The sequence below is a fragment of the Bartonella sp. CL434QHHD genome, assembly GCF_042195145.1.
Lineage (GTDB): Bacteria > Pseudomonadota > Alphaproteobacteria > Rhizobiales > Rhizobiaceae > Bartonella.
Map to the genome: position 1 here is coordinate 270,652 of NZ_JBHINT010000034.1, position 11,849 is coordinate 282,500.

Sequence of the window (11,849 nt, forward strand, 5' to 3'; positions counted from 1 at the left end):
TTTATTTATAACAACGGCCTATTGTTTCATAAAATATAACTGCTTCTTCATCAAAAGGCTCGAAGACTGATGCCATAACATTTCCATAATCTCTAAAATCTTGAAGTGATTCAACTTCCTTGATTTTGAAGTTATCCGGCATAGAAGTAACATGTGAGTCTATATCTTGCGCTAAAGCTGCCATGCCTACCTCTGTTTCAACATGCTCTAAGCTAATAGATAAGAGAACTTCATCAACTTTATAATGAGACGAATGAGGTCCAACCCACCAAGCTAAAGGTAGTTTCTGCGCATTACAAGAAAGCGATTATAGATTTTGCCTGCTCTACAGGTATAGTTTCTTGTAAATTTTTAGCAGAGATAATATTGAATGTATCTGAAGCAAATGTTGAATTAATAGAAGAAACGCCATTTGAAAAATCAACAACCTTTATTTTAGGGCACAATTTTGGTAAAAAACGTACTTTTGAACAAAAATTATTCTCTAATGATAAGTCAATTTTTGATTTGTTTAACATTTGTTTTTCTTGTCATTGCTCATCATTTCTAATTAATCTTTTATACGGGGGCTGTAAAAAAATCCGTCTAAGTTAAAAATTATTATCTTAGATCTAAGCCCCAATCCAATAGATGCTTCACAAGAAATTACGAATCTTAGAAAAACTTTGAAAAAAGTAAATTGATACAAAACCGAGTGGAAAAATATACAAAACCTGCTGGCAAGATACATACAGCTACAACAATCGATGACAAGCTATAACTCCACACAAGAACGAATAAATACAAAATTCAATGGAGCGGGCGATGGGATTCGAACCCACGACCCCAACCTTGGCAAGGTTGTGCTCTACCCCTGAGCTACACCCGCTTACCGATTCGATATATGTCTTGTCTGTATGGCGTAGGCTTCTACGAATTGCAACAAAAAAATATCATTTTAGTTTGATTTATTTTGTCCATGTTTAAATAAAATGAAATAAAGATTGATTTTAGAAAATTCTTCAGTAATAAATTATTCCTTTTTTAATTTTTGCATGGAGAGGGGTGGAATATAATGTTGAAGAGAATAAATATATTAGGGATTATCATTGCAACTGTTTTTATGATGAACAGTGTTGCAAAGGCCGATGACCAAGTTAAACACGTTAAAGTTGCAATAACGCAAATTATGGTTCATCCTGCTGCGGATGCTGTTCGTAAAGGTGTAGAAGATGTGCTTGCAGCAAATGGTTATAAGCAAGGTGAAAATTTTCAACTTACCTTTTTATCAGCGCAGGGTAATATTTCAACAGCAACGCAAATTGCACGTAAATTTGTTGGTGATAAACCAGATGTTATTGTAGCAATTACCACGCCTTCAGCACAAACGATGCTTGCGGCAACAAAAACAATTCCTATCGTCTTTGCAGCGATTTCTGATCCTATCGGAGCTAAAATCGTTTCTTCACTTACCAAACCTGGCGGTAATATGACGGGGAGTTCTGATCGTATAGATGTTGCAGAAAGTGTTAGACTTTTACAAGAAGTAAAACCAGATTTGAAAAAAATTGGTTATCTTTATAATGCTTCTGAGGCAAATTCTGTTTCGACACTTAAAACGTTAAAGGATGTAGCAAAAAAAGCTGGAATTGAAATTATTCCCTCATCGGCACCAAAGCCTTCAGATGTGCAGGCAGCAACACGCGCTTTAATCGGTAAGGTCGATATTATTTTTGTTCCTGCTGATAATACGATTTTATCTGTTTTAGAAGGTGCAATAAAGGTCTCAGAGGAAGCCAATATGCCTGTATTTACTGTTGATGCTAATACTATCGGGCGCGGGCCTTTTATGACGCAAGGTGTGAATTTCTATGATGTAGGGGTTGATGCTGGAAAATTGGTCGTGCGTATTCTAAAGGGTGAAAAACCTGGTGATATTGATGTTGTACAGGCAGCTAATAATGACATTCGAATTGATTTGAAAGCAGCCCAAAAAGCAGGGATTGTTATTCCGCAGGCAGTTATTGACCGTGCAACAAAAGTGATTCAATAACTTTTATTGATCAAAGTGTTGATCCTATAAAAATACGTTAAGTTTTCATGGAGATTGTTTTTACATGAATATATTTGCGTTTTCTGGTGCTGTGGAATTAGGCCTTATTTATGCGTTTGTTGCTATAGGGGTTTATCTTTCATTTCGGGTTTTAGATTTTCCTGATTTAACAGTTGATGGATCGTTTCTTCTTGGTTCCTGTGTCTGTGGTGTTTTGATTCTCTTGGGTTTCAATGCATGGACAGCTATGGCATGTGCTTTTTGTGCAGGTATGGTGGCTGGTTTATTAACGGCTATGTTGAATTTGCGTTTTGGCATTTTGAATCTTTTAGCTTCTATTTTAACAATGTCGGCACTTTATACGGTTAATCTTCGTATTATGGGAATTATGGGAGGGTCTAATGTTAATTTAGCTCTTGCTGATACGGCGTTAACGCCCTTTTATAATCTGTTTGGTTTGTCTGATATTTTTGTGCGCCCTCTTTTCGTTGGTATTGTGTTGCTCGTTATGGCGTTTTTGATTTGGCGCTTTTTGGAAAGTGAAATTGGTCTTGCTATGCGTGCAATGGGAGCTAATCCACGCATGGCGACGGCGCAAGGTGTTCATACATCAGCATTGATATATTTTGGAATGGGGCTTTCCAATGCGTGTGTGGCACTTGGTGGTTCTCTTTATATTCAAACTGCGATTGCAACAGATATTACCGGTGGAATTGGAACAATTGTTTTTGGATTGGCAGCCGTGATTATCGGTGAAACTCTCTTTCGTACGCGCAATATTTTTTGGATTATAATCAGCTGTATTGTAGGGTCTGTGCTTTATCGTGTGGCGGTGCAATTTGCATTTGAAGCAAATGGAATTGGTATTGATACGTCGACAGATCTTCAGTTGATTACTTCACTGTTGGTTATTTTAACCCTTATTGTGCCACGCTATTGGAGGAGGCGTAAACGTGATTGAATTTTTTCATGTTGGGGTCACATTTAAACCGCAAACACCTTTGGAAAAACAGGCTTTAATTGATATTAACCTGAAAATTGATCAGGGTAGTTTTGTTACGGTTATTGGTTCAAATGGTGCTGGTAAATCAACTTTGCTCAGTGTTTTAGCGGGTGCAACGCTTCCTTCAACAGGGAAAGTGGTTATCAATGGACAAAATGTTTCTAGGCAATCAGTCAGTGAACGCGCTGGAAAAATTGCTTGTGTTTTTCAAGATTCGTTAGAGGGAAGTTGTGGTTCTTTAACAATTGAAGAAAATTTGGCTCTTGCTGCTCTTCGAGGAAGTCGTCGTGGTTTGCGTGCAGCTTTAAATTATGAGAAACGGCAATTTTTTCGAGAGAAAATTGCTCAATTAGGCATTGGTCTTGAAGCATATATTCATAATCCTATGGATAGTTTATCAGGTGGGCAACGCCAAGCAGTTTGTCTTGTGATGGCAACGTTAGCACATGCGGATGTTTTATTGCTTGATGAACATACCTCAGCACTTGATCCTGGAATGGCTGATTTTGTGATGCGGTTGACTGAAAAAATCGTTGAAGAGAAAAAATTAACGACTATCATGGTGACTCATTCTATGCGTCAGGCTCTTGATTATGGCGATCGCACCTTGATGTTGCATAGTGGAAAAGTGATTTTGGATGTCTGTCATGAAGAGCGTAAGGGCTTGAATGTCAATGATTTAATTGGCATGTTTCAGAAAGTTCGCGGGGAAGTTCTTGATGATGATGAACTGTTAATGGATTAATAATGTGGCTCAGAAAAAAGCACATGAAGTTGATCAGTTTTTAACGCGTTTTTCACGTGCTTTTCCTATTGTTCTCATTTATGGGCCAGATCGTGGTCTTGTTTGTGAGCGTGCACAATGTTTTGCAAAACTTACACGGGTAGCAATAGAAGATCCATTTTCGACAATTCGTTTGGATGCTGCTGAAATTGATAAAGATCCTGCACGTTTGGAAAATGAAGCGCGTACGTTATCGCTTTTTGGGGGAGATCGTTTGATATGGATCTCTAATGCGGCTAATCAAAAAGGTTTTCTTGCTGCCTTAAAACTTTTAATTGAGAAGCCACCAGAAGCTTGTTTTATACTCATTGAATCAGGGGATTTAAAAAAAGGAACAGGGTTGCGCAATGCTGTTGAAACGGCATCAAAAGCGATGGCTTTGCCCTGTTTTGCCGATGATATGCGTTCTCTTGACGGGTTGATTGATGAGGTTTTAGGACAGTTTAAGAAGACTCTTTCTTTAGATGCACGTAGATGGTTGCATGAAAGTTTAGGGGCGGATCGCCTTGTATCACGAGGTGAATTAGAAAAGCTTTGTCTTTACGCTGCAAATGCTCACGTTACTCTTGAAGATGTGAAAGCTGTTGTAAGCGATGTCAGTGCTCTTTCTCAAGATGAAGTCATTGATGCTCTTTTATTGGGCGATATATCAGGCTTTGAAGTGCATTTTAATCGACATGCAGCAGTGCATGGGGCACTTTTTTTAATTTTGAGTACAGCTCAAAGGCATTTTCAGCAATTACAGCTATTGCGTTATCAGGTAGAGGTTGAAGGAAAATCGCCTTTTACGGTGGTTTCTGAAGCTCGTCCTCCCATTTTTTTTCAACGGAAAAAGATCGTTGAACAAGCTTTAAAATATTGGAAGTTAGAACAAATTTCTTATGCAATGGAAAGAATTCAGAGTGCTGTTTTAGACAGTCGTAAAAATCCACTTTTGGGCGAAGCTATCATTCGTCAAGTTTTGTTAGGGCTTACAATTATTGCACGACGCCAGATGGCAGCTTAACAGCCTAGAAATATAATGATTTTTTATTTTTGGTATACCACAGAGGCATTTTCAGCAATTAAAACTGTTATGCTATCAAGTAGAGGTTGGTGGAACTTGTATTTTTGAGGATGCATTTTAGGAGCTTGAAAGCTTGATAGAAATTTTTCTTCAAAAGAAATAGTTTATTTTCAAAAGGCCATTTTGAAACAGTTTTATTATTTTGTTGTATCGTAAAGTACTGTTTTTTAGAGTAGTGATACGAGGCTCATATCAAATTTTATGTATTCGATGTTTTTTTGTGTGGGTATTTGGTGAATATTAGGTTGGTTCATAGAGTCTTAATGGAGTAACACCCCCATGTAAAACAGAGTATCTCAAACAACAGAAGACACTTGTATGGTAGATTCATACGCTTTCTTAGAAATATTTTTTAATGCGCGTCATATCTATTTCGAGGCGGTGTTTATGAATGGTGTAGAAGTAAAGTTCCTTGTGAAGAATATAAAACCCATAGAGCAACTCTATCTTTACGCTTAATAAAAGTGCAAGTCGACACTCATTATATACTTTGCTAGCCTCTAATGTTGCTACAGTTTTTAGCATTAGAAAGCGTTTTTCATCATTTTTTCTCACATGTCTTCTTGTGACGTGTAGAAAAGAGATTTTAATTGATAAGAGGGTTTGTGATGGAAGAATTTTACAGTATTCGAAGTTATGATTCAAATTGAAAAAAATTATTATTTTTATAAATCAATATACTATAGATTAATTGAATCACATAAAATAGTGAGCCAGAGGAATCTTTTAGACAAGAAAATGAACGGTGTGCAGATCTGTATGAATTAAGAATCTTCGTGGGATGAGGAGAAGGTCAAAATAGATTATGATGAAAACGACAGCACCTATGGGGAAACTTTTATGTTTGATACAGAGATGATTATCTTAGCAATGAATGTGTCTCATAAACAAAGCTAGCCATTGTTTATTATTAATAATTTATTATTTTTTATATTGAATCAATCAGAACAATGTCTTTTACACGTCATAAGTGGGGGCGTGTGGATAAAAACTGTGCAAGAAAGCACTAAAAATGCCTCTTATGAATGCTCTCAAATTCCAAGGTTTTTTGCAACATTGGGGGTAGGAAAATATAATAATAGTGTTTTATTAAGTGTAAAGAGGGTCGTGCTTAATGGATTTATAGTTATAACATTTACGAACATTGTCGTGAGATAGGCTGGGGAGCGAGATGCCTTTTTAAAACAAACGCATGAATTTGTAATCCAAATCTATTCTATTTAGGGCGTTCTATTTTACGCGAGGGGTGTGATTCCATTAAAGGGATGTTCAGTGTTTTTGTTATCAAACTTTTTCTTTATTGAGAGGGCGTGTTTTTCTCATATTTATTTTATTTATGGTATCCGGAATCGGGAGAGGAAAATGTTTTTAATGGTATCTTTTGGTATGCGTTGTTTTACGGTGTTTTCAATATTCGCGAAACTTATGTTGATGTTGTAGGTGGAGTCGTAATACGTTTTTATATAGGTCTAATGTACAAATTAATGAACGTATCGGGATAATTGGAGAAGAGTTAGTGTCTGCTTACGCTTTTGATGTGTTTTTTTGTGAGTAAATTAGTAAGATAAAGTAAACTGATGGGATTTATGTAGAGTCGTTGTTATCCTAATTGAGAGTGCATTTTATTTTGTTTCGGTGATGCGCTTTGATCAGTAATTAAGAGGGAGTTTTAGAGCGTGATGTTAGATTTCTCGTCATTTATTTTTTATGTGTTTTCTAGGTAAATTGATCTGTTGTCAGCTTGCGCAGGTGATAATTGGTAAGCTGCGTTATTCTTTATTCCCTAGTTGTCATTTTTTAATGTTTTACGCATAACTCTTGAACAAACAAACAAGAAAATTATGATTTTACAATTGTCTTTATTGCCATTTGCAAAGAATCTTTGAAGGTGAAAGATGCTCCATATTCAGTTTGAAAAAATAGCACTCATTGGGATCGGTCTGATTGGGTCTTCTTTAGCAAGAGTGATTAAAAAGAAAAATCTTGCGGCTCAGATTTCTATTGCAACACGTCGTCCAGAAACCCTGAAAAGAGCGCGTGAATTGGAGCTTGGGGATTTTTATACGACAGATAATGCAAAAGCTGTTGAAGGAGCAGATTTGGTTATTCTTTCTGTTCCTGTTGGAGCTAGTGCAGAAGTGGCAAAAACTATTCGTGATCATTTAAAACTTGGAGCGATTGTGAGTGATGTTGGTTCTACGAAAGCGTTGGTTATTGCGGAAATGGCACCTTTATTGCCAAAAACGGTTCATTTTATTCCAGGGCATCCAATTGCTGGAACGGAATATTCAGGACCGGATGCTGGTTTTGCTGATTTATTTATGAATCGTTGGTGTATTTTAACGCCTTTTGCGGATAGCGATGCTGCTGCTGTCGCACAATTAACAGCGTTTTGGGAAGCTTGTGGTGCGCGTGTCGAAAAGATGGAACCTAAGCATCATGATCTTGTTTTGGCTATTGTTTCACATTTACCCCATTTGATTGCGTATAATACTGTTGGGACAGCGAGTGATTTAGAAAAAGTAACAAATTCGGAAGTGATTGCTTATTCCGCTTCCGGTTTTCGTGATTTTACGCGTTTAGCATCTTCTGATCCCGTTATGTGGCGAGATATTTGTTTGCATAATAAGGATGCTATTTTAGAAATGTTGAGCCGTTTTAGTGAGGGGCTTGCTTTTTTAGAACGGGCAATTCATTTAGGAGATGGTGAGACACTGTTTAACTTTTTTACACGTACGCGTGCTGTACGTCGCAATATTATTGATGCTGGACAGGAAATTGATGCTCCTGATTTTGGACGTCAGAGTGTTTCTAAAAAAGGGTGAATAAAAGCAAGGGGGTTTTGTTGAATTTCGTTGGTTTTTTCTAGAAATCGATAAGAAGTTTTTTCTTTATTCAGTCATAGATTGCAATAAAAAGGAGGGGCGATTGCTCCGATACAGATAATCATGACTTCAAAAGGTTTTATGTGTGCACGATCATCTTGCTTAGCTCTCTATAGGGCATATGATGTACAGAAGAGGTTACTGATCTGTAGAAGTAACAAAAAAATGAGGTCGTTGTAGAACTTCATAGAGTGGGTTATTGTTTTTGTTTTGGTATAAAGTCGGGCTTGACCGTATTGATTATTGACCTTTATATTGCAACATTGCAAAATGTTTATTTGCAGAGTTTTGATGATTTTTATAAAACTTGAAATAGACTGAGGAAGAGTTTTACCAGAAAGTATTGAGTTTTGTTAAAAAATATCTTTTGGTATAGCTATCGTATTTTGGGTGACGCAGTAAGTCATTATTGGCGTGATAATGGGAGTGCTTTTGCAAGCCATGTTGCGCTATCGGGGCTTTTAGCATTTTTCCCTTTTTTTATTTTTGGAACATCGTTTGCTCGTTTTCTAGGGGCTTTTACCTATACACCGCAAAAAATTAAAGCACTGGTGCAGTTATTGCCTGATGTTATTGCAGAGCCTTTATCTCAGGAAATTGTCAATGTTTTAACCATTCATCGAGGAGGTGTGTTGACGCTTTCTGTCATTGGAGCGGCTTATTTTGCTTCTAATGGGATAGAGGCTTTGCGTACGGCTTTAAATAAAGCTTACCGTGTTACTGATCGACGGAGTTTGTTATTTTGTCGTTTTCAAAGCCTGTTTTTTGTAATCCTTGGAGCTGTTGGTCTTGTTGTGATTAGTTTTTTATTGATTCTGGCGCCTTTGTTGATCAAAATTATGCAAAATCATTCTTTTTTTATGACTGAATATATTGCTGTTATTCGTGTATGGCGTTATACAGTTGCAATCGTTATTTTGTTTATCAGTCTTTTGATTGTTCATAAATGGCTTCCAGCAGGGCGGCGGAAAATTATAGATATTTTACCAGGAATAGTGGTGACAATGTTTATATGGTTTATGGCTTCTATCGCTTTTGCGCAATATTTAACGATGTTTGATTATATTTCTACCTATGCAGGGTTGGCATCTATTATGGTTGCTATTATTTTTCTCTACATATTGAGTGCAATTTTTATTTTGGGAGGAGAAATAAACGCGGCGATAATGTTTTATCGCAAGGATTTGCAACATTCAGATGAATGAAAGAGCTTATTATTGCTTGAAAGCCAAGGTATGAATATCCCAATAAAGCCTGCTATCACTTTGTTGATTGATGCGGATGCTTGTCCTGTAAAAGATGAAGTTTATCGTGTGATGAATCGTTATCAGCTTAAGACATTTGTTGTGGCAAATCGTTCTTTGTCCCTTCCAGATGAAGCACTCATTGAAAGAGTGGTCGTTGCTGGTGAATTCAATGGTGCTGATGATTGGATTGTAGAACATGTGCATGAGGCAAGTATCGTTATTACCAGTGATATTCCTTTAGCAGCACGGGTTGTGCAAGCTGGGGGTTTTTGTCTTTCGCCAACGGGGCGTATTTTTGATGTAAATTCAATTGGTCAGGCTTTGGCGATGCGCAATTTGATGGAAGATTTGCGTGGACAGGGCAGTATAATAGGTGGTCCCCGTCCTTTTTCTCGTAAAGACCGTTCTGCTTTTTTGTCAGCACTGGATCTTGTTATACAACGTTTAAAAAGACGCGGTTATTAAAGTTATAGGGCTTCTTTAATGACTGCTTTTATAAGTGCTTTGGCATCGTCATTGGCCCATGGAGCTGCACCATTGAAAGAAGCAATGAGATATCCCTCTTTATCAATGAGCAATGTAATGGGGAGTCCTAAAGCGAGCCCCTGTTTTCTAACATTGTTGAAAATATCCATTGTTTCATCGCGATAGTAAAGCAAATTATCTGAATGAATATTCTGTAAAAATTGCTGAATTTTTTCAGGAGAAGCAGTTTTATCGATATTAATAGCTATGACATCAAAGTTTTCTCCACCTAATTCACGTTTTAATTGCGCAAGTTCAGGCATTTCTGTGCGGCAAGGTGCACACCAAATAGCCCATAGATTGACCAGCATTGGTTTTCCAGTAAATTCGCTGAGTGTGTGCTCTTTTCCTAGAATATCCTTGAAAGAGAGTTTATTCATATCTGAGGGCGTATCAGCAAATCGTATGTGGCTAAAAAAGCCTTTTGCTGCTTTTCGTATCGCCATCATTTTTTCTGCTCGTGCTTTATTAATGTTTATTTCTTGTGCTTGTGCTGCTGAAATGAAATTGAAAAGAAAAAACTCTCTTTTGGTATCGTAGTTTATGGTTGCGTATAAACTCAATGCAATGATAAAGAATGCAAGGGAAAGTTGCCTTTTTTTATTGTTTTTTTTGCTGATGAAAATTTGAAAAATCATAATTTTGTCCTTTGGATGGGTGTTTTCAGAATATGACAGATGAGAAGTTAAAGAACCAAATGTGGGGTGGTCGGTTTGCGGCAGGCCCTGCTGCAATTATGGAAGAAATTAATGCTTCTATTGATTTTGATCAAAAACTTTATCGACAAGATATTGAAGGTTCTCTTTCTCATGCAGCTATGTTAGCGCAAACGAAAATCATTTCACAATCAGATTATGAAAAAATTGTTCATGGTTTGAAACTTATTCGCCAAGAAATTGAAGACGGTAAATTTGTTTTTTCACGAAAGCTTGAAGATATTCATATGAATATTGAAGCGCGGCTGAGCGAATTGATAGGTCCTGTAGCTGGGCGTTTGCATACGGCGCGTTCACGCAATGATCAAGTTGCTGTTGATTTTCGCTTGTGGGTACGTGAAGCAACGCAAAAGATAGCACAAGCTTTAAAAGGATTGATAGAGCAATTACTTATTCGCGCAGAACAACATGTTGATACCTTTATGCCAGGCTTTACGCATTTACAATTGGCTCAACCCGTAACATTGGGTCATTATATGATGGCTTATGTTGAAATGTTTGGTCGAGATTTATCGCGGATGCGTGATGCTGTTGAGCGAATGAATGAATCGCCTTTAGGGGCGGCTGCTTTAGCGGGGACAGGCTTTCCAATTGACCGTTTTATGACAGCAAAAGCGCTAGGCTTTCGCGAACCTACACGCAATTCAATTGATAGTGTTTCAGATCGTGACTTTGCATTGGAATTTTTAAGCGCTGGCGCTCTTTGTGCAACACATCTTTCACGTTTAGCAGAAGAAATAATTCTTTGGTCAAGTGAACAGTTTTGTTTTATTCATTTATCAGATGCTTTTTCAACGGGTTCGTCTATTATGCCACAAAAGAGAAATCCTGATGCGGCAGAGTTAGTACGAGCGAAAGCAGGTCGATTGAATGGTGCGCTTATGGGATTGTTAACGGTGATGAAAGGATTACCGCTTGCTTATTCAAAGGATATGCAAGAAGATAAAGAATATGTGTTTGATGGGGCTTTGAGTTTGGAATTATCACTAGCAGCAATGACAGGGATGATTGCTGATTTGAAAGTGAATAAAAAAGCCATGAAACAAGCAGCGGATTTAGGGTATGCAACAGCTACAGATTTTGCTGATTGGCTTGTACGCGAATCAGAGATTCCTTTTCGCGAAGCACATCACATCACAGGGTGTGCTGTGGCATTGGCAGAAAAAAAACAGTGTCGCCTCCATGATTTATCATTAGATGAACTTCAAGCAATTTGTCCTGATATCAATGCGACACTTTTTGATGTTTTGACCGTTGAAAAATCTGTTGAAAGTCGCAAAAGCTTTGGGGGAACAGCGCCTTCAGAGGTTTTTCGGCAAATTGCGTATTGGAAAAAGCGTCTCGTGAGCGCTTGAGTGATTGTATTTTAAAGGTAAAAAAGAGATCGAGATGAGGAAAGAGGACAGATGAAAATTATATTAAAGGGGGTGATGATTGTCCTTTTGGGGGGCTTGGGTATCGTTGGGTGTGGGCGTAAAGGGTCATTAGAGTTACCTCCTTCAACAGGAGTGAATTCTTCACAAGGAACTTTTGTTCCTCAAGGCAAAACAGATAAACCTTTTATTCTTGATAGGTTGATACAATAGGGATT

12 protein-coding genes and 1 tRNA gene are annotated in these 11,849 nt (G+C 37.6%); 9 read left to right on the forward strand and 4 right to left on the reverse strand.

Going from position 1 to position 11,849, the window contains the following annotated elements; genetic code table 11:
* Position 1 precedes the first annotated feature (1 nt).
* From ACFILN_RS05945 to ACFILN_RS05955, 3 genes are all read right to left on the reverse strand, one after another.
* Positions 2–184, reverse strand: a complete 183-nt coding sequence (locus tag ACFILN_RS05945; RefSeq protein ID WP_375630671.1) for a hypothetical protein — start codon at positions 182–184, stop codon at positions 2–4.
* Between the two features lie 109 nt (positions 185–293).
* Entirely contained in the window at positions 294–518 is a 225-nt protein-coding gene (locus ACFILN_RS05950; protein ID WP_375659809.1) for a hypothetical protein, read from the reverse strand.
* Positions 519–793: 275 nt separating this feature from the next.
* Positions 794–868, reverse strand: a tRNA-Gly gene (locus tag ACFILN_RS05955).
* Between the two features lie 186 nt (positions 869–1,054).
* On the opposite strand from ACFILN_RS05955, the gene ACFILN_RS05960 reads away from it, so the two are divergent.
* The 7 genes from ACFILN_RS05960 to ACFILN_RS05990 all read left to right on the forward strand — a co-directional run bounded on the left by ACFILN_RS05960 (position 1,055) and on the right by ACFILN_RS05990 (position 9,482).
* Positions 1,055–2,032 (forward strand): ABC transporter substrate-binding protein, encoded by a 978-nt coding sequence (locus tag ACFILN_RS05960; RefSeq protein WP_273790096.1) that lies wholly within the window; start codon positions 1,055–1,057, stop codon positions 2,030–2,032.
* A gap of 64 nt (positions 2,033–2,096) precedes the next feature.
* Positions 2,097–2,993 carry an ABC transporter permease gene (locus tag ACFILN_RS05965; RefSeq protein ID WP_273790095.1) on the forward strand — a complete coding sequence of 299 codons (897 nt, stop codon included), beginning with the start codon at positions 2,097–2,099 and terminating at the stop codon, positions 2,991–2,993.
* A complete protein-coding gene (locus ACFILN_RS05970; RefSeq protein WP_375637313.1) occupies positions 2,986–3,780 on the forward strand; it encodes an ABC transporter ATP-binding protein in 795 nt (264 codons plus the stop codon). The genes ACFILN_RS05965 and ACFILN_RS05970 overlap by 8 nt, the downstream gene beginning before the upstream one ends.
* 4 nt (positions 3,781–3,784) lie before the next feature.
* A complete protein-coding gene (gene holA, locus ACFILN_RS05975) occupies positions 3,785–4,825 on the forward strand; it encodes a DNA polymerase III subunit delta (protein WP_375671075.1) in 1,041 nt (346 codons plus the stop codon).
* A gap of 1,955 nt (positions 4,826–6,780) precedes the next feature.
* Positions 6,781–7,710, forward strand: coding sequence for a prephenate/arogenate dehydrogenase family protein (locus tag ACFILN_RS05980; protein WP_375618338.1), 930 nt, complete (start codon positions 6,781–6,783; stop codon positions 7,708–7,710).
* A 410-nt stretch (positions 7,711–8,120) separates the two neighbouring features.
* Positions 8,121–8,975, forward strand: coding sequence for a YihY/virulence factor BrkB family protein (locus ACFILN_RS05985; protein ID WP_273790091.1), 855 nt, complete (start codon positions 8,121–8,123; stop codon positions 8,973–8,975).
* A gap of 30 nt (positions 8,976–9,005) precedes the next feature.
* The gene (locus ACFILN_RS05990; RefSeq protein WP_273790302.1) at positions 9,006–9,482 is read left to right on the forward strand and encodes a YaiI/YqxD family protein; all 477 of its coding nucleotides are present in this window, start codon (positions 9,006–9,008) and stop codon (positions 9,480–9,482) included.
* Positions 9,483–9,484: 2 nt separating this feature from the next.
* Here the strand turns inward: ACFILN_RS05990 and ACFILN_RS05995 are convergent, their stop codons facing one another.
* A complete protein-coding gene (locus ACFILN_RS05995) occupies positions 9,485–10,180 on the reverse strand; it encodes a TlpA disulfide reductase family protein (protein ID WP_273790090.1) in 696 nt (231 codons plus the stop codon).
* Between the two features lie 32 nt (positions 10,181–10,212).
* On the opposite strand from ACFILN_RS05995, the gene argH reads away from it, so the two are divergent.
* Both argH and ACFILN_RS06005 read left to right on the forward strand, forming a co-directional pair.
* Complete coding sequence (gene argH, locus ACFILN_RS06000) at positions 10,213–11,613, forward strand: argininosuccinate lyase (protein WP_375671077.1); 1,401 nt, start codon at positions 10,213–10,215, stop codon at positions 11,611–11,613.
* 51 nt (positions 11,614–11,664) lie between these two features.
* Positions 11,665–11,844 carry an LPS translocon maturation chaperone LptM gene (locus ACFILN_RS06005; protein WP_273790088.1) on the forward strand — a complete coding sequence of 60 codons (180 nt, stop codon included), beginning with the start codon at positions 11,665–11,667 and terminating at the stop codon, positions 11,842–11,844.
* Positions 11,845–11,849: the final 5 nt, after the last annotated feature.